General features: G+C 40.3%; 20 protein-coding genes and 1 other annotated feature. Of the genes, 8 read left to right on the top strand and 12 right to left on the bottom strand.

The features are described 5' to 3' along the window. Nucleotides 1–3 precede the first annotated feature (3 nt). Nucleotides 4–903 (bottom strand): ATP phosphoribosyltransferase, encoded by a 900-nt coding sequence (gene hisG, locus PR834_RS05335; protein WP_004256451.1) that lies wholly within the window; start codon nt 901–903, stop codon nt 4–6. 54 nt (nt 904–957) lie between these two features. Then, nucleotides 958–1,085, bottom strand: a sequence feature (His leader region). A gap of 268 nt (nt 1,086–1,353) precedes the next feature. Between hisG and PR834_RS05340 the strand changes: the two genes are divergently transcribed. Continuing rightward, a complete protein-coding gene (locus PR834_RS05340) occupies nt 1,354–2,181 on the top strand; it encodes an SDR family oxidoreductase (RefSeq protein WP_262960908.1) in 828 nt (275 codons plus the stop codon). Here PR834_RS05340 and PR834_RS05345 read toward each other — a convergent pair whose 3' ends face one another. After that, nucleotides 2,182–2,805, bottom strand: coding sequence for a glutathione S-transferase family protein (locus PR834_RS05345; protein ID WP_262960909.1), 624 nt, complete (start codon nt 2,803–2,805; stop codon nt 2,182–2,184). Nucleotides 2,806–3,024: 219 nt separating this feature from the next. On the opposite strand from PR834_RS05345, the gene PR834_RS05350 reads away from it, so the two are divergent. Next, complete coding sequence (locus tag PR834_RS05350) at nt 3,025–4,230, top strand: serine hydrolase (RefSeq protein ID WP_096864154.1); 1,206 nt, start codon at nt 3,025–3,027, stop codon at nt 4,228–4,230. Between the two features lie 80 nt (nt 4,231–4,310). Here the strand turns inward: PR834_RS05350 and PR834_RS05355 are convergent, their stop codons facing one another. The 3 genes from PR834_RS05355 to ybjG all read right to left on the bottom strand — a co-directional run bounded on the left by PR834_RS05355 (nt 4,311) and on the right by ybjG (nt 8,530). Further along, a complete protein-coding gene (locus PR834_RS05355; RefSeq protein WP_096864155.1) occupies nt 4,311–5,678 on the bottom strand; it encodes an L-serine ammonia-lyase in 1,368 nt (455 codons plus the stop codon). Nucleotides 5,679–5,753: 75 nt separating this feature from the next. Continuing rightward, a complete protein-coding gene (locus PR834_RS05360; protein ID WP_004256437.1) occupies nt 5,754–7,070 on the bottom strand; it encodes a serine/threonine transporter in 1,317 nt (438 codons plus the stop codon). A gap of 851 nt (nt 7,071–7,921) precedes the next feature. Continuing rightward, complete coding sequence (gene ybjG / locus PR834_RS05365) at nt 7,922–8,530, bottom strand: undecaprenyl-diphosphate phosphatase (protein ID WP_272536494.1); 609 nt, start codon at nt 8,528–8,530, stop codon at nt 7,922–7,924. Between the two features lie 197 nt (nt 8,531–8,727). Between ybjG and PR834_RS05370 the strand changes: the two genes are divergently transcribed. After that, nucleotides 8,728–9,156: a secondary thiamine-phosphate synthase enzyme YjbQ gene (locus tag PR834_RS05370; protein WP_110591387.1), complete on the top strand. Its 429-nt coding sequence runs from the start codon at nt 8,728–8,730 to the stop codon at nt 9,154–9,156. A gap of 247 nt (nt 9,157–9,403) precedes the next feature. On the opposite strand, the gene PR834_RS05375 is transcribed toward PR834_RS05370, so the two are convergent. Then, the gene (locus PR834_RS05375) at nt 9,404–9,667 is read right to left on the bottom strand and encodes a GrxA family glutaredoxin (protein ID WP_004256424.1); all 264 of its coding nucleotides are present in this window, start codon (nt 9,665–9,667) and stop codon (nt 9,404–9,406) included. A 160-nt stretch (nt 9,668–9,827) separates the two neighbouring features. Here PR834_RS05375 and PR834_RS05380 point away from each other — a divergent pair, with 160 nt between their 5' ends. From PR834_RS05380 to rlmC, 3 genes are all read left to right on the top strand, one after another. Beyond that, nucleotides 9,828–10,154, top strand: coding sequence for a YbjC family protein (locus PR834_RS05380; protein WP_004256421.1), 327 nt, complete (start codon nt 9,828–9,830; stop codon nt 10,152–10,154). Nucleotides 10,155–10,293: 139 nt separating this feature from the next. Next, complete coding sequence (locus tag PR834_RS05385; protein ID WP_096864157.1) at nt 10,294–10,809, top strand: YbjN domain-containing protein; 516 nt, start codon at nt 10,294–10,296, stop codon at nt 10,807–10,809. A gap of 9 nt (nt 10,810–10,818) precedes the next feature. Beyond that, entirely contained in the window at nt 10,819–11,952 is a 1,134-nt protein-coding gene (gene rlmC, locus PR834_RS05390; RefSeq protein WP_262960910.1) for a 23S rRNA (uracil(747)-C(5))-methyltransferase RlmC, read from the top strand. A 58-nt stretch (nt 11,953–12,010) separates the two neighbouring features. On the opposite strand, the gene artM is transcribed toward rlmC, so the two are convergent. The 6 genes from artM to PR834_RS05420 form a co-directional block, all read right to left on the bottom strand. After that, nucleotides 12,011–12,679 carry an arginine ABC transporter permease ArtM gene (gene artM / locus PR834_RS05395; protein ID WP_272536495.1) on the bottom strand — a complete coding sequence of 223 codons (669 nt, stop codon included), beginning with the start codon at nt 12,677–12,679 and terminating at the stop codon, nt 12,011–12,013. After that, nucleotides 12,676–13,416 (bottom strand): arginine ABC transporter permease ArtQ, encoded by a 741-nt coding sequence (gene artQ, locus PR834_RS05400; RefSeq protein ID WP_004909379.1) that lies wholly within the window; start codon nt 13,414–13,416, stop codon nt 12,676–12,678. Before artQ ends, artM begins: the two co-directional genes overlap by 4 nt. A 12-nt stretch (nt 13,417–13,428) precedes the next feature. Beyond that, nucleotides 13,429–14,172 (bottom strand): arginine ABC transporter substrate-binding protein, encoded by a 744-nt coding sequence (artJ, locus tag PR834_RS05405; protein WP_272536496.1) that lies wholly within the window; start codon nt 14,170–14,172, stop codon nt 13,429–13,431. Nucleotides 14,173–14,190: 18 nt separating this feature from the next. Then, on the bottom strand, nt 14,191–14,919 hold the full coding sequence (gene artP, locus PR834_RS05410; RefSeq protein ID WP_004256404.1) for an arginine ABC transporter ATP-binding protein ArtP: 729 nt from the start codon (nt 14,917–14,919) through the stop codon (nt 14,191–14,193). A 98-nt stretch (nt 14,920–15,017) separates the two neighbouring features. Continuing rightward, entirely contained in the window at nt 15,018–16,499 is a 1,482-nt protein-coding gene (locus PR834_RS05415) for a DUF2867 domain-containing protein (protein ID WP_004256403.1), read from the bottom strand. 51 nt (nt 16,500–16,550) lie between these two features. Further along, nucleotides 16,551–17,450 carry a lysine exporter LysO family protein gene (locus tag PR834_RS05420; RefSeq protein ID WP_004256402.1) on the bottom strand — a complete coding sequence of 300 codons (900 nt, stop codon included), beginning with the start codon at nt 17,448–17,450 and terminating at the stop codon, nt 16,551–16,553. A 402-nt stretch (nt 17,451–17,852) separates the two neighbouring features. Here PR834_RS05420 and PR834_RS05425 point away from each other — a divergent pair, with 402 nt between their 5' ends. Continuing rightward, nucleotides 17,853–19,517 (top strand): DUF2813 domain-containing protein, encoded by a 1,665-nt coding sequence (locus tag PR834_RS05425; RefSeq protein ID WP_094960662.1) that lies wholly within the window; start codon nt 17,853–17,855, stop codon nt 19,515–19,517. A gap of 214 nt (nt 19,518–19,731) precedes the next feature. After that, nucleotides 19,732–20,838, top strand: a complete 1,107-nt coding sequence (macA, locus tag PR834_RS05430) for a macrolide transporter subunit MacA (protein ID WP_094960663.1) — start codon at nt 19,732–19,734, stop codon at nt 20,836–20,838. The last annotated feature ends 2 nt before the right edge of the window (nt 20,839–20,840 follow it).

Below are 20,840 nucleotides of genomic sequence, written 5' to 3' on the forward strand. Positions count from 1 at the left end.
GGCTTACTCCATCATTTTTTCAATTGGCAGGACAAGAATAGAGCTTGCACCTAAAGCTTTGAGTTTTTCCATAGTTTCCCAGAACAGCGTTTCTGAGCTTACCATGTGCATCGCTACACGGCTTTGTTCGCCAGCTAACGGTAGAATTGTTGGGCGTTCAGCGCCCGGCAGCAAGGCAATGATCTCTTCCAGTGTTTCACTTGGCGCGTGCAACATGATGTATTTGGATTCACGTGCTTGGATAACACCTTGGATACGGGTCATCATGCGGTCAATAAGCTGTTGTTTTTCCGGCGACATTTCGCCATCACGTTGAATTAAACAGGCTTTAGATCGATAAATAACTTCCACTTCTTTTAGACCGTTTGCTTCAAGTGTTGCACCTGTAGAGACGAGGTCACAGATAGCGTCGGAAAGGCCAGCACGCGGGGCAACTTCAACTGAACCATTTAACAAGCATGATTTAAATTGAATGCCTTTTTGGTCGAAATAGCGTTTTAACAAGTGAGGGTAGGAAGTTGCAACGCGTGAGCCATTTAAGCACTCAGCACCAGTATAGTTGAAATCTAATGGGGCAGCGAGAGATAAGCGGCACCCACCGAAATCAAGACGACGCAGGGTTTTATACTGCGGGTTTTCCCCTTGAGCACGGCGGTTTAATAACTCTTCTTCAAGAACGTTTTCACCGATGATCCCTAAGTCAACGACACCGTCCATGACCAGCCCCGGAATATCGTCATCGCGAACGCGGAGTAAATCAATAGGCATATTTTCTGCATAAGCAATCAAACGTTGTTGTTGTAAATTGATTTTGATGCCACAGCGAGAAAGCAATTCTCTTGATTCTTCACTCAGACGGCCTGATTTTTGTATTGCAATACGTAAACGTGATTTATCCAACATGACTTTACCCTTATCCCTTTTAAATTTTTTTGTTTAGTAACTCTTTGTTCAAGAATAAAAAAACCCTCGGAAGATTATCTTCCGAGGGTTCTCTCAATTCGCATTTCAGCCACCGGAAGATTCGTTGAACGTCTTCCAGCACACATCGCCCGAAAGACTAGTCAGGATGATGGTGGTGATGATGGTTGCGTGAAATACGATTCATAATGTCTTCCGTTCTGTTATTTAAGTGAATGACTAAACATTCATTGTGCTAACTAAATACTCATTGGTATTCAACCTATCCGATTTCCCCCTATGAATGCAACCTTTTTTTAAAAAATAACCAATAATAATTAGTTGTTCACTTTTTATAGTGATAAATCCCTCAGAAATTGTATTCGGAAGTTTTATGGTTTTCAGCTACTCTGTGATTAATTTCAGCTGGTTGGTCGATTAAGGAGCCATTGTATGAAAAAAATCACTGTCATCGGATTAGGGTGGGTTGGGTTACCACTCGCCCAAGCCTTATTGTCTCAAGGCATTCATGTGGTTGGAACTAAAACGACACCAGATGGTATTGAAGCCGCTCAAGCGGTTGGAATTGAGTGTTATGCATTGAAATTAACCCCAGAACTTGAATGTGATGACGACGATTTAGTGCAGTTGATGGAACAAAGTGATGCTATCGTTATCTTGCTTCCGCCCTCTAAAATTAATACCGAATACTATGTGATGGCGATTGAAACACTGGTGAATAGCGCAATAGCCTTTCAGGTGCCTAAAGTTATTTTCACGTCATCTACTGCGGTTTATGGGGAACAAAATGGTGAAATGACCGAAGACAGCCTATTGGATGGGGTGACGGATTCGGCTAAAGCCTTGGTGGCGACAGAACAGTGGTTGCATCAGTTACCGAACATATCGGTGGATATTCTGCGATTAGCGGGATTAGTCGGTGAAAAACGCCATGCAGGGCGTTTTTTAGCGGGGAAAACCGGGGTAAAGGGGGCAAACCAGCCTGTGAATATGGTTCATCAAGATGATGTGATTGCTGCCATTTTATTATTGCTCCAGCAACCGCAAGGGGGACATATTTATAACCTATGTGCACCAGTCCACCCAACACGAGCCGAATTTTATACTCATGCAGCACAATCTATCGGGTTAACCCCGCCTCAATTTATTGAAGAGAAGAATACGTTAGTGGGGAAAACCATTAACGGTAATAGAATTTGCCAAGAACTCGGGTTTGAATACCAGTACCCAAACCCAAGTTTGATGAATATGACCCTGTGATTATTTAATCGGGATCATGACAATTTTTTGGAACGCAGGGCGTGTGGTCAGTTGCTGGTACCAGCGTTCCAAATTGTTAAATTCGGGGCGCTGCGTGACAATTTCATGCCAAGGGTAAAATAGTGGTGCGATAGCAATGTCAGCGATACCAAATTTATCACCACTAAAATAGGCTTGGTTAGCTAATGCATTATCAGCAATGGTTAGTAACCGATTGATATTGCCATAAATAATTTTAGCTTGTTCTGGGTCTCTATCCGCTTCTGGGACACGAACAATTTTGTTCATCATCTGTTTAATTTGGTCGAATAAATTAGCACCACTCCAATCCATCCATTTATCTGCGGCAGCTCGTTCTTGTAGGTCTTGTGCGAGCAATAAGTGAGAATGATCAAACTTTTCCGTAAGGTAACGTAAAATCGCATTCGATTCCCACAGCGCAAAGTCATCATCCTGTAGAGTTGGAATTGTGCTGTTTGGATTCATTTTTATATATTCAGGTGTATCTAGCCCACCAAATGGGCCACCCACATCTTTTTGATTGTAAGCGATATTTAATTCTTCTAAGCACCAAAGTACTTTTTTGACATTGGAAGAGTTGACGCGTCCCCAAACAGTTAACATGGCAGTCTCCTAAATTTTGATTTTTTGGCATCGACCATGGTTAAGATAGATTAAATTTACTCAGAGGCAAATGTTTATTTGTTATCAGTGGCCTCAGTGAAATTAAAGTCTTATATTAGGTCTAGTTATCAAATTTTGTCACAGCGATGGGTTCTCGTTTAGTGATGTTGAGTCAATGACAGTAATTTAAATGTGTAGAATTAAGTGAAGGAATAACCGATGAGTAAGAAAATGTTGTCTTTAAAAACCCGCCGAGCTGGTATTGGGTTGAGTCTTTTGGTTGCCGTAAGTACCAGTGCTTATGCGGCGCAGACACCGGTTGCTCCTCAAGTCGATGCAAAAGCGTTTGTTTTGATGGATTATAATAGCGGTAAAATTTTAGCGTCTGGGAATCCAGATGAACGCTTAGATCCCGCAAGTTTAACAAAAATTATGACCAGCTATGTGATTGGGCAAGCGGTGAATGCGGGGAAAATTACCCCACAGGATATGGTTACGGTAGGTGAAGATGCATGGGCAACGGGAAACCCTGTTCTTAAAGGCTCTTCTTTGATGTTTTTAAAGCCAAAAGATCGTGTTTCCGTATTGGATTTAAATAAAGGGATCGTGATCCAGTCAGGGAATGATGCCAGTATTGCTCTTGCCGATTATGTTGCAGGTAGCCAAGACTCATTTGTGAGTTTAATGAATCAATACGTGCAAAAGATTGGTTTAAAGAATACCCATTTTAAAACCGTTCATGGCCTCGATTCAGAGGGGCAATATAGTACTGCACGGGATATGGCATTGTTAACCCAAGCAATGATCCGTGATGTTCCCGATGAATACGCACTGCACAAGGAAAAAGAGTTTACCTTTAATAAAATTCGTCAACCAAACCGTAACCGTCTGTTATGGAACCAAAATTTAAAAGTGGATGGCGTAAAAACTGGGCACACGAGTGGAGCAGGCCATAACCTAGTCGCCTCTGCAACAGAAGGCGATATGCGTTTGATTTCAGTTGTGTTGGGAGCGCCAAGTGACCGTGTGCGTTTTTCTGAAAGCGAAAAATTACTCACTTGGGGTTTCCGTTTCTTTGAAACTGTCACGCCAATTAAGGCAGATGCCACACTGAAAAAGCAGCGTGTCTGGTTTGGTGATACTTCAGAAGTTGATTTAGGTGTTGCCGATGATGTTTCAATTACGATTCCTAAAGGGCAATTGCAAAACTTGAAAGTGGATATTCAACTAACTAACGATTCACTTGAAGCGCCTCTTGCTAAAAACCAAGCGGTAGGAACGATTAACTTTATTCTGAATGATGAAGTCGTCGAACAGCATCCTCTAGTTGCAAAAAGTGCCGTTGAGGAAGCGGGGTTCTTCGGTCGTATTTGGGATTACATCATGAAAACGATTAGTGGCTGGTGGAATGCTATTTTCGGTTAATAATGATTAAATGAAAATGATGTGAACAAAAAATGCCTGCATTAGCAGGCATTTTTATAGAGACGATAGATAAACAAATGCTATTCGCAGTGAGCCAATTTAATCGCTAATCCCCCTTGGGATGTTTCACGATACTTAGCGTTAATATCTTTACCAGTTTCATACATGGTTTCAATGACTTTATCGAGGCAAACACGTGGGTCACTGACACGGCGTAATGCCATGCGTGCTGCATTTACGGCTTTAACGGAAGCAATGGCGTTACGTTCAATACAAGGTACTTGAACTTGCCCTCCAACAGGGTCGCAGGTGAGACCTAAGTTATGCTCCATGGCAATTTCTGCTGCGATACACACTTGCTCAGGGCTACCGCCCATTAATTCGGCGAGCCCCGCAGCGGCCATCGAACAAGCAACACCCACTTCTCCTTGGCAGCCCACTTCGGCGCCGGAAATTGACGCATTCATTTTATATAATGCACCAATGACACCGGAAACTAGAAAATAACGGGTATAGGAATTTTCATTCACAGGGCGAATAAACTTATCATAATAAGCTAATACCGCAGGAATGATGCCACAGGCTCCATTCGTTGGTGCCGTTACAACACGACCACCCGCTGCATTTTCTTCGTTAACGGCAAGCGCATACATATTGATCCAATCAATGACGGCCATTGGGTCCATATTGGTGTTATCCGTTGTCACGAGTTGACGGCGTAATGCGGCTGCTCGGCGCGGTACACGTAATGGTCCGGGTAGTAAACCTTCGGTTGTCACTCCCCGTTCAATGCCGGATTTCATGACATCCCATACGGACGAGAGATATTGCTGAATTTCTTCTTTACTGCGTAACGCTAATTCATTCTGCATCACGAGTGCGGAAAGTGATAATCCTGTGTCTTTACAATGTTTTTGCAGGTCGGCTGCATATTTAAATGGGTAAGGGACTTGAACTGCATTTTCGTCTGACTGGCCAAAATGTTCTTCATCGACAATAAAACCACCGCCGATAGAATAGTAATTTTTGCTGTAAATAGCATCATCACCACTGAATGCCGTAATACTCATTCCATTTTCATGGAGGGGGAGATTAGTTGTATGAAAATTCATCCCCCCTTCAGTAGGGAAATCAACTTCATGTTGCCCTTGTGCAAGGGAGAGCCTTTCAGTTTGCTCAACATTACGCATAAAAGCAGGAATAGCGTCAATATCAATGGTATCCGGTAAGTTACCCGCAAGACCCATAATAATCGCCATATCCGTTGCATGGCCTTTACCCGTTAAAGAGAGCGAACCATATACATCAACTGCAATTCGTGTTGTGCGAGAGAGTAATTTTTGCTGGATAAGGTCGTCAACAAACTGTTTGCCCGCTTTCATTGGGCCGACGGTATGGGAACTTGAAGGGCCGATGCCAATTTTGAAGATATCAAATACACTAATCATATTCAGTGCTTCCTTTTGTAGAAAGTCATTGAAATTAGGTAGCTTCCGTTGTTGGTCGCTACCTAGTGGCTTCAATTAGAAGAATAACTTATATGTTGCCGCAGAGATAGCGACCAGACCCATAATTACGATAAATACATTGCTGATTTTACCTGAGTATTTACGCATTGCTGGTACCTTGCTAATTGCATACATTGGCATTAAGAACAGTAAGATAGCGATAACTGGGCCACCGAGGCTTTCAATAATATCTAGCACACCTGGGTTCAATGTTGCCACTAACCAAGTTGTGACTAACATGAAGATTGCAGTACCGCGGTTTAACTTGCGAACATCAATTGTTTTACCTTTTGCACGGTAAGCACGTTCAACTAGGCCATTGAAACCTTCACGAGCACCTAAATAGTGACCAAGGAAGGATTTAATAATTGCAATAAAGGCAATGATTGCAGCTGCATATTTAATGAATGGCTGGTCAAAATAGCCAGACAGGTAGTCAAGAATACTGATATTTTGTGCTTTAGCTTGTGCGAGATCCGCTGAAGATAAGGTAAAGACACAGCTGATCACGAAGAACATAACAGTCAGCACCATCAAAATGTGCGCGGATGCAAGGATCCGTGAGCATTTTTGTTCAGCTGCATCACCGTATTCTTCACGTTTTGCCACAGAGAAAGCAGAAATAATTGGCGAGTGGTTAAATGCGAATACCATCACTGGGATTGTTAGCCAAATGGTGACCCAGATACTTTGCCCACCTGTATTTTTTGTTGCTTCAGTGATTCCTTCCCAAGTTAATGTATTCAGTACATCACCAGACCAATGTGGGATCATATACAGTGAGAATGCAACCAGCACGGCGATAAATGGAAACACTAACATACTCATGACTTTTACGATGTATTTTTCACCGAATGCCACAATCGCCATCACTCCGCCTACAAGGATCAAGGCAAGTAACCAGCGTGGCGGTGCGCCAACGCCCAATAATTCGGTTAAGAATTTATTGACGTTATTGGTGATGGAAACACCATAAACAAGAAGAATAGGGTAAATAGCAAAGAAGTAGAGTAGGGTGATCCAGTTTCCTGCTGTGCGACCAAAATGTTCTTCTACAACTTCAGTGATATCACCATCAGGTTTTGAACCAGAAAGAACGAAGCGTGTTAACCCACGGTGAGCAAAAAATGTCATTGGGAAGGCTAATACCAGCATCAGTAAAACAGGTAATAAACCACTCATACCTGCATTGATTGGCAAAAACAATACCCCAGCACCGATAGCTGTACCATATAAACCCAGCATCCATACTGTGTCAGTTTTGCGCCAAGCACTACTATTTACTGTTTGCGAGGCCGTTTTGTCGATGGAACCAACTTTTGTTGCATCCATAATAGTCTCCGAAAATATAAGTCAAAAAAATCATTTAGCGTAACTGCAAATGCGTTACGACCTTTTAATCTTTTGGTACGAACAATTACTCAATAACAATTGTTTTCTTTTGCGTAACAATCTGATTGGAAATAAAACTAAAATTGACGGTAAATTGATTTTCAATCAGTTTTGTATTTTTATCATTAAATTTTAACATTGGATTTTGAGTGTGTGAATTTATAGTTTACCAGAATAAAATGCCGTGATCATTATCTCAAAAGAGAAATATCCCCCAAGATTGCGAGATATAATTATATTTTATAAAAATGTTAAATAAATTTGCGTTAAGTTTGTTTTTATTAGCAATTGAATAGTGGGTGAATAAGTTAAGCTTTACTTAAATGTGAGCAGAATTAAATTCTGTTAGAAAAATATTATTATATTAATGATTAAAATTGAGCTGATTAAAATATCATCCATATCAATATAAATATTGAGCTGTACTGTAATAATAGTACAAGTAAATTGTTATAGACTTATGATAACCTATTGAAAATAAATTAAATATTTTTATCTTTTAGATTGATTTATTGCGTAACTAATTAGTTTAAAAATTGGAGGAAAGATAACTATATATTAATTATTTTACGTTTTTTTTGTGCTTATATTTGCCACTTTTTTTGCAACGAAAAAAATAATTAAAATAGGTAACAAGATATTTGTTAAGTAATTGTTTTAATAATTTTATTGATAACTTCAAAAAAGTTTTAATCATGAGAATGGAAATAAACAGAAACTTTGATTTAGCGCAATTTTTATAATGCTAAACATACTGGCATTAATTAATGCCAGTATTTGAATATACGTTGTTATGGTTGAAACCAACCTTTACGAATAAGAGAGGCAAAAATAAAACTATATAGCCGAGTGATAGGTAATTGAATTTTATACGCACCAACAGACCAGAGGATCTGGGCCAAACCGCATGCGATAATCGCCAGTATAAAGGCACCTACCATATCTAAAGGCCAATGAACACCGAGGTAAATACGTGACCAAGCAATAACGACAGCGGGGATCATCATCACGAGGCCAACCCAAGTTCTTAGCCAGAAAAGAAATGCAAAAGCGAATGTAAAGACAATCGTGCCATGGTTACTTGGGAATGAAGGCGTGGCTTCATGCTCGGAGAAATTAGTGCCAATTCCCATGACAAATGGGCGGTCATGCGGCGCGAAATAGCCCACTAGCCATGAAATGGTTAAGCCAATGACGATAGCAATGGCTGCTTTACAAGCAAAGGCACGTTGGCGAGTCATATTTGGCTGGGCGCCCCAAAACCAACAAGCAACAGTAAATAGTGGAAATAATAGAATTAAGCGTTTCGCAATCACATTCGCTACAGCAATGGTTCCACTAGCGGTTTCTGGAGTCGCATTGATCAAATTGAATAGATCAAGGTTAAGTTGTTCCAGCACAGTTCAGTACCTCGGTCAGATGGTTAGTGAGACAGAATAGATATAAAAGGGGGAGATTAAAGTTTCTTAATGAGCAGGTAAAGTCCCTTTGTCTTATTATTGAAAGCTATATGCGACAAATTTACTTGCGGTTTAACATTTACTCAATAATTATTTAGTGCAGTAATGAGTTTAGATAAGTCAAGGGAGAAAAAGTGATGTGGTGGCAAAAAGAGATACAACTTAGCGCAAAAGCGAGAGGGTTTCATTTAGTGACAGAAGAAATTCTCAAGCAACTTCCTGAACTTAGCTTAATCAAGGTTGGTTTAGCGAATATTTTTATTCAACATACATCAGCATCTTTAACAATCAATGAAAATGCAGATTACACTGTCAGGGAAGATTTCGAGAGCTTTTTCAATCAGGCCGTTCCTGAAAATGAACCTTATTATAAGCATGATTATGAAGGAAGTGATGACATGCCTGCGCACTTAAAAAGCAGTTTATTGGGTGCAAGTTTGACTATTCCAATTACTAAAGGGCGTTTAAACATGGGGACGTGGCAGGGGATTTATTTATGTGAGCACCGAAATTATGGTGGAAAACGTAGGTTAATCATTACATTGCAAGGCGAACCCAGCCGTTAGAAACAAAAAACCCGATAGCATGAAAACAAATAGTTGGCTATCGGGCTCCTCAATATGGGGACATCAAAGAAAAGCAGTGGCACTAATTAAGACCCCGTCTAAAAAAGAAAGTTCTCACCTAGATGAAAAAAAGTACAATATTTTTATTAAATTTGGCTTAAATAGCACAAAAAGAACAAGCAAAGTGTTAACACCTATAAATAAGTGAACAACTTTGCTTGTTGAGATGAAAAACGGAAGGGGCTAATTATTTGTATAGATTCAAATTTTCTTTTGCGTAAGCTTCGAAATCTGTACATCCACCAATGTGTTGCTCATCAATAAAAATTTGTGGAACGGTTTCAACAGGTTTGCCAACAGTTTTAGATAAATCTTCTTTAGAAATACCTTCAGCTTGAATATCAACGTAGCGGTAGTCAAAATCTTCACGTTCATTTTTCAGTTTTTCAGCGAGTTCTTTTGCACGAACACAGTATGGGCAGCCAGGACGACCAAAAATAACAGTATACATAGTATCTCCTTTTTATCTTGAGCTCAGATTCTAATTGCAATGCTCAATACTATGCCTACATAAGTTATGAAATAAAAGTCGAATTTTCCTGTTATACCTATAGGTATGACATATAATTCTCAGTTTGAGAAAGTGACACAATAATGAGAGGAGAAAAAGAATGAGCAATAAACCTCAGTCTAAAGGGACAATGCGTTCACTAGCGGACATGCCAAAGCCCATTATCGTGTTAGAAGGTGTGGGGATCATTCTGCTTATTATTGTTTTGTTAGCAACAAATGACTATATCACATTGCCGGAGCCTTTAATGCAGCCAGGGGCGATCGTGAGCATGATTATGGTCGGCATTGGCTGTTTGGTGCCCGCAATGGTCAATATTGTCTGGCGAGCAATTCATGGCCTGAGTTTTTTGGGCATTGATAATAAACAACCAGAAAAGAATGTATCTAAAAAGCCAGACTCTACAGATAATAAACCAGATGAATAAGTAGATTGAGCGTGGTTTTACTGGTGTTTCGCTCTACAATGTGTGAGAATTATTCGTTTTTTAGTTAGGGGGAAAATGTGCCAGAACCCTAACAAATCGATATTGCACGACTATTTTGAGTTGAAGAAGGTTACTATCCATGGATTCTATTTGTTACCCTGACATCACTAAGTTACGTGAATGGTTAGACCAACTCAAAACCTCTTATTTCGAGTGTGATTCCTGCTCTGCATTACATTTACCTCATATGCAAAATATAGACGGTATTTTTGATGCAAAGCTCGATATTTTAAATAATGTTTTGGTGTTGTCTGCATTAGCTGAGCTCAAACCGACAGCGATTGTGACGTTAGTGGCGAATATCAGCCAAATTAATGCCAGCTCATTAACGGCAAAAGTTTTCCTTGAAATAAACAATGAAAACTTGCCTAAATTGATTGTTAGCCAATCATTTTCATTAGAAGCAGGAATGACGTATCGTCAATTCTGCCATTTTTTACAGCAAGCGGAAGAGCAAATTTCAGCTATTGTCTTTGAAATCTTTAGCAATAATTTGTTGTATGCAAATCAAGATGACTTTAGTGAAGATGATGACAGCTCTGAAGAAGGCTCTGAGCTTTCTCTTGATGACAAACCTTCAGTTATTCTCCACTAAGTTTTTGCTATGCATTGTGAAAAATATGCCACTGGGCAATGCCATTCATGCCAATGGCTGACACTAACTCCTGAACAGCAAATTATTGAAAAGCAGAGCCAACTACAGGCTCTTTTACCTGCTATTGATACCTCCCTATTTAAGCCTCCAGTTACAGGGCCGCAAACGGCTTTTCGCAATAAAGCTAAAATGGTCGTTAGTGGTAGTGTTGAGAAGCCAATTTTAGGTATTGTTGGGCGAGATGGGCAAGGTGTAGATTTAACGGACTGCCCGTTGTATCCAGATGCCTTTTCTGATGTGTTTAGTGCCATTATTCCTTTTATTGCAAGGGCAGGGCTGACGCCTTATAACATTGAGCGCAAACGTGGTGAGCTAAAATATATATTACTGACACAAAGCAGACATACAGGGCAATTTATGCTGCGTTTTGTCTTACGTTCAGACAAAAAATTAGAGCAGCTAAAAAAAGCCTTACCTTGGTTGCAAGAGCAACTGCCACAACTAACGGTGATCACGGCCAATATGCAGCCTGTCCATATGGCAATACTTGAAGGTGAGCAGGAAATCTTTCTGACGAAAGAGCAAACACTACGTGAAGAATTCAACCAAGTCCCGTTGTTTATTCGCCCGCAAAGTTTTTTTCAAACCAATCCTATTGTGGCGGCAAAGTTATACCAAACTGCAAGGGAATGGGTTAAAGCGTTAGATATTCATAGCTTGTGGGATCTGTTTTGTGGGGTGGGCGGCTTTGGGTTGCACTGTGCTGAAAAAGACACTCGCTTAACAGGGATAGAAATTAGTGCGCCAGCGATTGCCAGCGCACAGCAATCCGCGGATGAACTTGGATTAAAGCATGTTGAGTTTAAAGCACTTGATTCAACGCGTTTTGCCACGGCGAATCAGGATATCCCTCAGCTTATTTTAGTCAATCCGCCACGCCGAGGAATTGGTAAAGAGTTATGCGATTTCCTTTCCCATGTGCAGCCTGAATATATTTTGTATTCTAGCTGTAATGCACAAACCATGGCGCAAGATTTACAACTGTTGGCTGGCTATCAAGTCTGTAAGGTACAGTTGTTTGATTTATTTCCTCATACGGCGCATTATGAGGTATTGACTTTATTAAAACGGTTAACTCATTGATAGATAATATAAAAAAGCTTGGTTTTAATACCAAGCTTTCTATTAAAGTGAGATAAAACTAGCCTCTGTGCTCAAATTCCAACGCTTTGCGTTCAATTAAACGCATTAGCACTGTTAAAATTGCATTGACCACTAAATAAATAATCCCCGCAGCAACAAACGCCATCACATTCCAGCTTTGACCAAAGATCAGTTGGCTATAGCCCATGACATCTAACATTGTAATCGTACTGGCAAGTGACGTACTCTTGAAAATCAGGACGACTTCATTGGAATAGGACGATAACGAACGCTTAAAGGCATAAGGCAAAATAATACGCATGGTTTGCATTTTACTCATGCCAAGGGCTTGGCAAGACTGCCATTGACCTGATGGAATGGCTTTAACTGCGCCGTGGAATAACAAAGTGGAATAAGCCGCACTGTTTAAGGCCAATGCAACCATTGCACAGACCCAAGGTGTGGAAATAACCTCCCACAACATGGGATAATCTTGCAATGATTTAAATTGGCTTGGGCCGTTATAAATTAAGAAAAATTGTACCAATAACGGCGTACCAGTGAAAAGCGTGATATAGACTTTAACGGCTTGAGAAACCACAGGGGTTTTCAGCGAGAGAACTAAAGTAAATAATATCGCTAAGATAAAAGCCACAATGAGTGCGCTAAACGTTAGTGATAAGCTGGTTGGTAGCCCTGGAAGAATATCTAAAATTAAATCCATCATTTTGATTCACCTCGCTCAAAGCGAGTGGTACGCAATTCAATACGTTTTAAGATAACTTGACTGACTAACGTAATGGCAAGGTAAATCAACCCTACAATGGCGTACCATGTGAAAGGTTCGTGAGTTCTATTGACGATTGTTTTTGTTTGTAGCATTAAATCATTAACACTGATGAGTGAAACTAACGCAGTATCTTTTAATAATACAAGCCATTGGTTACCTAAGCCAGGAAGCGCATGGCGCCACATTTGTGGCATAATGAACCGAAAGAAAATAGTGCGTTTGTTTAAACCTAATGCAAAACCTGCTTCCCACTGGCCATAAGGTACTGCTTTTAAAGCTCCTCTTAATGTTTGTGATGCATAAGAGGCGTACAACAAGGCAAGGGCAATAACACCACAAACAAATGGGGTGTAATCAAATTCACCGCTATCAGCAAAGAAAATGCTGGGGTCAATTTGGATAGTGGTTTGCCAAAAACCGAGGTTTATATCGAACCCATCACCAAACAAATTGATCAGTTGTAATGTACCGAAGTAGACAAATAATACGACCAATAATTCAGGTAGACCGCGGATCAAGGTAACCCAGCAGGTCCCTAAAAAGGCAATAGGTTTAAAACGAACGGACTCCCACGCAGTAAATAACATGGCGAGGATCAGCCCCAAAACCAGTGCAGAAACAGCAAGGCCGACGGTGATACCGGCGGCACTTGTTAAAAATAGAAAGTTGCTCATTAATTATATCAATTACTGTTGAAACCATTTTTTGTGGATAGCATCATAAGTGCCGTCTGCTTTAACTTCAGCTAAGGCTTTATTCATTTTATCCAACAGCTCTTTATTCCCTTTACGAACAGCAATACCTAAACCAATACCGAAATATTGTGGGTCAGTCACTTTTTCACCAACAGCAGCTAAGTTTTCGTTACCTTTAGCTTTTAACCACTCGTCAGCAACAGCGGTATCACCGAAGACGGCATCGATACGGCCATTTTGTAGGTCTAAAATAGCAGATTGGTAGTTATCATAAGGAACGGTTGTCATCCCTTTATGTTGTTCCATGATGTATTTTTGGTGAGTGGTTCCGTTTTGAACACCAATTTTTTTATCTTTTAATTGGTCTACTGAGCTGATTTTTTCTTTTACAGCAATAAATTCTGCTGAGTTAGGGTAGTAAGTCTTAGTGAAATCCACTTGCTGTTGGCGCTCAGGGGTAATATCGATACCTGCCATTAATGCTTCAAAGCGACGGAATTTTAAGCTAGGGATTAAGCTGTCGAAAGATTGGTGAGTAAATGTGCAAGTTGCATTCATTTTTTCACACATGGCATTGGCTAAATCAACGTCAAAGCCAACGATTTGGTTATTCTTATCGAACATTTCAAAAGGTGCGTAAGTCGCTTCTGTTGCAAAACGGATGGTTTCTTTTTCCGCAGCAGTTGCAGATAGGGTTACAGCGCCCAGTAGTGCAGCTAATATAATTTTTTTCATTGCTTAATCCTATATCTATTAATGTGACAGATAATTTGCAAATGCTTCTGTTTGAGGTGCAGTGAAATGGCTTGCATCCCCTTGTTCTACTATATGGCCGTTTTCCATATACACGACACGGCTAGCGGTTTTGCGAGCAATTTCCACTTCGTGAGTGACGATGACTTGTGTAATCCCAGTTGCAGATAGTTCACGAATAATATCAACAACTTGAGCGGTGATTTCTGGGTCAAGTGCCGCGGTTGGTTCATCAAATAATAAAACTTTTGGTTCCATCATTAGCGCTCTTGCAATCGCAACACGCTGTTGCTGACCTCCCGATAAATGTAAGGGGTAGCGATCAGCAAATTGCGACAACCGTAAGCGTTCTAATAACTTAGACGCTTTTGCTTGCGCTTCTTGCTTTGATAATTTTAATACGCGGCAAGGTGCTTCAATTAAGTTGTCCATAACGCTCAGATGAGGCCACAGATTATATTGTTGAAATACCATCCCTACATTTTGACGCAGCTCACGAATCGCTTTCGCATCTGGAGCTGAAGAAAAGTCAAATTGCTGACCCACAATATTCAAGTGGCCTGAACGTGGCATTTCTAATAAATTGAGGACACGTAACAATGAGCTTTTACCAGCCCCGCTTGGCCCAAGTAATACCATAGTCTCACCAGCAGAACACTCTAGATTGATATCAAAGAGTGCCTGATGGGAACCATAGAAACAGTTGATGTTTTTTAATTGAATGCTCATGTGTACCAATAATATCTTATTTCACTACCCGCGATATTAATCCTATGAGCATATTTATGCAATAATTTCTGCATAAAAATTTGGTTTTTACGCTAAAATTATTCCGATTTAACGGTCAGTTGCTCTGCTTGCTGTTCTTTAGCGAGTTGTTTATCTCGCTCATAAGCCAGTTCGCTGATGCGTTTTGCCATTCCCTTAAAAATAAATAAATGTGCGGGCATCATGGCAAACCAATAGAGTAGGCCGCAAAAGCCAGCTGGGTGCCACCATGCTCTAACATCAATTGAACGGCGGTTCCCGCTATCATGAATAGTAAAAGTTAAGCGGCCAAGTCCTGGGGCTTTCATACCAAATAACAAGCTAAGTTGTTTATTAGGTTCAAGATTAATTACGCGCCAGCCGTCAATCTCATCACCGAGTTGGAGCTGTTCACGATCGGGGCGGCCGTACTTCACTTTATTTAACATCATATCGTCCATAATGGCGCGAGTTTTCCACAGGCCATTGGCATAGAAATAGCCGTTTTTTCCGCCGATTTGTTGCACTGTATACCAAAGCGATTCTGAACTGGCTGTTGTTCCAAGGGTTGCTCCCGCTTGTTTTGGGTAATAGCCATAGCCGGGACGCCAGCGTTTTCTGACTTCTGGGTCATAACCCCAATCTGCGTTATCAACGGCATCGGCTTCTTCTGCTAAAGTCGTTCTAACGGCATCATCAAAAGAAATTAAGGTTTGGGGGATCAGTTCTCGTAACGCTTTATCATCCGCGGGAAGGTCGTGCTGCAAGCCTTGAATTAACTCCTTAGCGATTGACGGTGGTACGGAGGTGATCAAACTGATGAAATGCACGGAAATCATACTAATGGGGATCGGAATAGGAATAAGTAAACGCCGCTTACCACTGACTTTAATAAAGCGCTTAAATAGCTCTTGGTAGCTAATAAACTCAGGGCCACCTGCATCAAAAATCCGATTCTCAGTTGTTGGTATTTTTGCCAGTTGCGTTAAATAATACAAAATATTCGATAGGGCGATAGGTGACGATTTAGAACGAACCCAACGTGGTGGCGTTAAAATCGCTAAGTTGTAGACCATATCACGCATAATTTCGAATGCGGCAGAACCAGACCCAACGATAATTGATGAGCGGATTTCGGTAACAGGGATTTGGCTTTCACGTAAAATATCACCGGTTAAACGTCGAGCAATTAGGTGTGGTGAATAGGTATGCCCGTGTTGTAATGCACTGAGATAGATAACATGTTTAACGCTTGAGCCTTCAAGGGCTTGCTGCACGTTGCGAGCGGCTGCACGCTCACGCTCGACTAAATTGGCTTGGTCGGCCATGCTATGAACGAGGAAATAAACAATATCGATGCCTTCCATGACACCTTTTAGTGTTTCAGGGTCGTGAAGATCCACATAAATGCATTGGGTATCTTGCCAGCCTTGAGATAACATCCAATCAACACGACGTGCACCTGCTGTTACGTCATATCCTTGCTCAATGAGTTTAGGGATCAGATTCTGACCAATATAACCACTAGCGCCCAACACTAAAACACGTTGTTTATCTGTCATGTTAATTTCCTGATTCACGCAAATTAACAGCTATTGTGACTGAAATTTTACCTATGTAAAGAAGGCCATGAGAATTGGCGTAATAAGACTCAGTACGAAGCCGTGAACAATAGCGGCAGGGACAATTGAAACCCCACCACTACGTTGTAAAACAGGCAGTGTAAAATCCATTGATGTTGAACCACAAATGCCAAGAGCGGTTGAGCGGTAACGGTTAATAATAATTGGAATAAGCATGATTGCAGCAAGTTCCCTTGCTAAATCATTGAAAAAAGCAGCGCTCCCCATGACTGGGCCATAAGCATCGGTGAGGACAATCCCTGTTAATGAGTACCAGCCAAAGCCAGAAGCCAGCGCTAACCCCATTTTCACGGGAAGGTCTAGTAAGAACGCGGCTAACGCACCACCCGCTAATGCACTGACCGCCATGACAAACGCAATGGTTGTACCGCGGCGGTTGATTAAAATTTGCTTGATGCTCATGCCGCTGTTACGTAGCTGGATACCGACGAGTAATAGCAGTAGCATTAACGCCAATTGGCTCCCTTTGTCGGCATAGTGCAGAAAATCAAAATGAGTTAGGCCAACGACAAATCCGAGTAGTAACACTCCGCATAGTTGTAAGGATTCGAGCACCATTTTGATTCGTGAAGGTGGTTTCTCTTGTTTATGTTGCGGAATTTTCCAAGGATCAAATTTATCCAGCAATAACAGTGAGATTACATTCAATGAAAATATGCAACCAAAAAAGGTAACTGCATAAATTAAAATAGAAAATAAGTGAACACTTAAATTTTCAAGAAGTGCAAGAGTAATTCCCATTAAAAATAAAATAACATACACCATTGAATTCAAGGATTGGTGTACTCGATGGAGAATTTGCTTGTTTTTAATAGGAATAAGATAACCAAGCGTTAATGGTAGAAGAATAATTAAGAGTCCTGAATACATGGCCGCATCCTTAGAGGTTATCCCATCGACTAGCTAAATATAAACAAAGGGTTATACAATTTTATTTATTTAGGTTATTGAAGTACAAACCCGATTTAACGCCCCGTGCTAAAAGTTCTTTTTGTTATAAAATGTTTTTATTGGCTAACTAATAAAAAATAGGTCAAAAACACTAAAAATAAAAGTTTTACTATTTTATAACACTGCAATTAGATGCTCAACATAGTTTGCTATTTTGCTATGAAGAATTTTTATTTTACATACATAGTTATAGTAATAAAGAAGGTTAATCGGTAAGCTCTAAATATTGTTCTTTAGTATATCCAATTGACGGAATCACCCGATATGTAATGAAAACTAATAATATTTAGGGTGAACTAAAAATATTCCAAGGAGAGTGATATGTACCTGGAACGTGTGGAAATATACGGATTTAGAGGGATTAACCGCCTTTCATTAGAACTGAATAACAGTACAGTTTTAGTTGGCGAGAATTCATGGGGAAAGTCGAGCTTACTTGATGCTCTTGACCTTCTTCTTTCTCCTGAACATATAGATTACCAGTTCAGTCTTCATGATTTTCACTATCCCGCAGGGAATGATGAGTCACGTTACCGTTCATTGCAGATAGTCTTAAAATTTTGTGAACGCCGCAAAGGGCGTCATCAATCCTATCGTTTTCATAACTTAGCCTCAGTTTGGGTAGATAACGGTGATGACCTTAAACATATTTTTTATCGTGTTAGTGCAGAACTTAAAGATGATGACACGATAGTTGTCGATAAAAGCTTTTTAAATGCAGGTGGTAATAAACTTTCATTGGACAACGTCGGTAAATATATTAAAGAAATTATTCGGTTGTATCCTGTTATTCGCCTTCGTGATGCGCGTTTTTTACACTCACTTAATCCAGAAACGATTGTTTCAGGGCAAAAAGAGGTACGTGACTTATTTAATGCTCGTATTAAGGAACTCACTAGCGCATTGGTCAACAACCCTGAACGCTTAAGTGATGAAGATCTCTGTGATGGGGTTGATGCCATGCAACAGTTGCTTAGCCATTACTTCTCTGGGCAAAGCTCCCATATTATTCGTTCAGATAATTCAATGGTTAAAATAGAACCGCGTAAACGAGGTTGGAAAGCGCTTGATAATATTAACCGGTTAATTGCCAAACCAAATCAACGTAATATTCGGTTAATTATTTTAGGGATGTTTTCTTCTTTATTACAATCAAAGGGTAATATTCATTTAGATAAATACGCTCGGCCATTGATTATTGTTGAAGACCCTGAAACGCGTTTGCACCCAATTATGCTTTCCATTGCATGGGGCTTATTTAGCTTATTTTCTCTACAGAGGATCACCACGACGAATTCAGGGGAGCTACTTTCATTAGCGCCTTTGGAGGATTTATGTCGTCTGGTTCGTAATACGAATAAAGTTTCAGCTTATCGTTTAAATGAAAATGATTTGAGTGCTGAAGAATTACGTAAAATTTCTTTCCATATTCGCTTTAATCGTCCGTCAGCCTTGTTCGCTCGCTGTTGGTTATTAGTTGAAGGGGAAACTGAAATTTGGCTGATGAATGAATTCTCGCGCCAGTGTAACTATTACTTTGAAACAGAAGGAATAAAAGTTATTGCATTTGCGCAAAGTGGTTTGAAACCACTGCTAAAGTTTGCCAATAAAATGGGAATTGAATGGCATGTTTTAACTGATGGTGATGAAGCAGGGCGTAAATATGCGGCAACAGCGACGCATTATGCTAATAAAATTAATTCCTCAGATAGAGATAGGCTAACGATGCTACCCGCACCAGATATGGAACATTTCCTATATCGTGAAGGGTTTCGAAAACTTTATCATGAAATTGCTGATATTCCAGATAATGCAAAGGTTTCAACAAGGCGAGTGATTATTAAGGCGATTTCACGTACATCGAAGCCGGATTTAGCATTAGCTACTGTTAATCGGGCGGCTGAGTTAGGTCCAGATAGTATCCCGTTACAGTTGAAAAGTATGTTTTCTCGTGTGGCATGGTTGGCAAGGGGGAAAGCAAATTAATGGTGATATCGATAAATTTTACGGGTTGTTGATGGATTATTGAGAAATCGCACTTTTAGGTTTATCTCATGTTGAATCAATTGATAACTTAAGTGATATATAATTTGATCATTAGTTTTTAGCTGGCAACAAATTGGAAAGTCACCTCCTTTTACAAGTTGTCAGCGATCTTAGAGGGCAATGCCCTCTTTTTGTTCATAGGAATCGAATAAACATGAAGGCAAAGCCTAAGAAAAAGTGGCCGATTTATTTGGCAATCATTATTGTTGCCCTAGTCACTGCTGGGTTTCTTTTTAATCGTGAGGAAGAAGAGGTTTTTCAAACCGTAGATGTCACTCGAGGCGATTTAGATAAACAAGTGCTGGCAACGGGAAAACTTGACGCTGTACGTAAAGTCGATGTGGGGGCTCAAGTGAGTGGGCAACTACAAACTCTGTATGTTAAAGAGGGGGATTATGTTAAAAAAGGTGATTTATTAGCCGTTATTGATCCGAAAAAAGCCCAAAATGATGTGACTGAGTCTGAAGCGATGACTCGTGAACTTGAAGCGAATTTATCATTAGTTCAAGCGGAACTTCGCCTTGCTCAACTGACTTATCAACGCCATTTAAGCCTAGCGAAACAGCAAGCCGTTTCCCAACAAGAGCTTGATAAAGCCAAAACTGATGTAGAAGTGAAAAAAGCGCAAGTTGCCACTTATCAAGCGCAAATTAAGCGTAACCAAGCCACTTTAGATTCGGCAAAAACAAATTTGAAATACACTCAAATTACGGCTCCAATGGATGGCATTGTCACCTTTATTAAAACATTACAAGGGCAGACGGTTATTGCTGCTCAGGAAGCACCAACGATTTTAACACTTGCGGATTTAGACACGATGCTAGTAAAAGCGGAAGTTTCTGAAGCCGATGTGATTTATTTGGAGCCTGGGCAAGATGCCTCGTTTACCGTCTTAGGCGCTCCAGATAAAAAATTCTCAGGGCAACTAAAAGATATTTTACCAACACCTGAAAAAATCAATGATGCCATTTTCTATTATGCGCGCTTTGAGGTACCCAATCCGCAACATTTATTGAAATTACAAATGACCGCTCAGGTCACTATTGAATTAGAGTCACGTAAAAATGTTCTGTTACTACCGCTATCTGCATTAGGCAATGAAATTTCACCACAAACCTATGAAGTGGATATCCTTCAAGGCAATAAAGTCGAGAAAAAACACGTTGAAATTGGTGGTCGAAATGATGTGTATGTGGAAATTACCAAAGGCCTAAATGAAGGTGACAAAGTGGTCATTGGCCATAGCGAGACGGAATACTAACT

It is taken from the genome of Providencia sp. PROV182 (genome assembly GCF_028480325.1).
Classification (GTDB): Bacteria; Pseudomonadota; Gammaproteobacteria; order Enterobacterales; family Enterobacteriaceae; genus Providencia; species Providencia hangzhouensis.

Excerpts from the sequence above, each read along its gene's own strand:
- PR834_RS05380 (WP_004256421.1), top strand. The coding sequence starts at position 9,828 with ATGAGCAATAAACCTCAGTCTAAAGGGACAATGCGTTCACTAGCGGAC.
- PR834_RS05425 (WP_094960662.1), top strand. The coding sequence starts at position 17,853 with ATGTACCTGGAACGTGTGGAAATATACGGATTTAGAGGGATTAACCGC.
- PR834_RS05415 (WP_004256403.1), bottom strand. The coding sequence starts at position 16,499 with ATGACAGATAAACAACGTGTTTTAGTGTTGGGCGCTAGTGGTTATATT.
- PR834_RS05345 (WP_262960909.1), bottom strand. The coding sequence starts at position 2,805 with ATGTTAACTGTTTGGGGACGCGTCAACTCTTCCAATGTCAAAAAAGTA.
- PR834_RS05340 (WP_262960908.1), top strand. The coding sequence starts at position 1,354 with ATGAAAAAAATCACTGTCATCGGATTAGGGTGGGTTGGGTTACCACTC.
- artQ (WP_004909379.1), bottom strand. The coding sequence starts at position 13,416 with ATGAGCAACTTTCTATTTTTAACAAGTGCCGCCGGTATCACCGTCGGC.
- macA (WP_094960663.1), top strand. The coding sequence starts at position 19,732 with ATGAAGGCAAAGCCTAAGAAAAAGTGGCCGATTTATTTGGCAATCATT.
- PR834_RS05360 (WP_004256437.1), bottom strand. The coding sequence starts at position 7,070 with ATGGATGCAACAAAAGTTGGTTCCATCGACAAAACGGCCTCGCAAACA.
- artM (WP_272536495.1), bottom strand. The coding sequence starts at position 12,679 with ATGATGGATTTAATTTTAGATATTCTTCCAGGGCTACCAACCAGCTTA.
- rlmC (WP_262960910.1), top strand. The coding sequence starts at position 10,819 with ATGCATTGTGAAAAATATGCCACTGGGCAATGCCATTCATGCCAATGG.
- hisG (WP_004256451.1), bottom strand. The coding sequence starts at position 903 with ATGTTGGATAAATCACGTTTACGTATTGCAATACAAAAATCAGGCCGT.
- artP (WP_004256404.1), bottom strand. The coding sequence starts at position 14,919 with ATGAGCATTCAATTAAAAAACATCAACTGTTTCTATGGTTCCCATCAG.
- artJ (WP_272536496.1), bottom strand. The coding sequence starts at position 14,172 with ATGAAAAAAATTATATTAGCTGCACTACTGGGCGCTGTAACCCTATCT.
- PR834_RS05350 (WP_096864154.1), top strand. The coding sequence starts at position 3,025 with ATGAGTAAGAAAATGTTGTCTTTAAAAACCCGCCGAGCTGGTATTGGG.
- PR834_RS05370 (WP_110591387.1), top strand. The coding sequence starts at position 8,728 with ATGTGGTGGCAAAAAGAGATACAACTTAGCGCAAAAGCGAGAGGGTTT.
- PR834_RS05385 (WP_096864157.1), top strand. The coding sequence starts at position 10,294 with ATGGATTCTATTTGTTACCCTGACATCACTAAGTTACGTGAATGGTTA.
- PR834_RS05375 (WP_004256424.1), bottom strand. The coding sequence starts at position 9,667 with ATGTATACTGTTATTTTTGGTCGTCCTGGCTGCCCATACTGTGTTCGT.
- PR834_RS05355 (WP_096864155.1), bottom strand. The coding sequence starts at position 5,678 with ATGATTAGTGTATTTGATATCTTCAAAATTGGCATCGGCCCTTCAAGT.
- PR834_RS05420 (WP_004256402.1), bottom strand. The coding sequence starts at position 17,450 with ATGTATTCAGGACTCTTAATTATTCTTCTACCATTAACGCTTGGTTAT.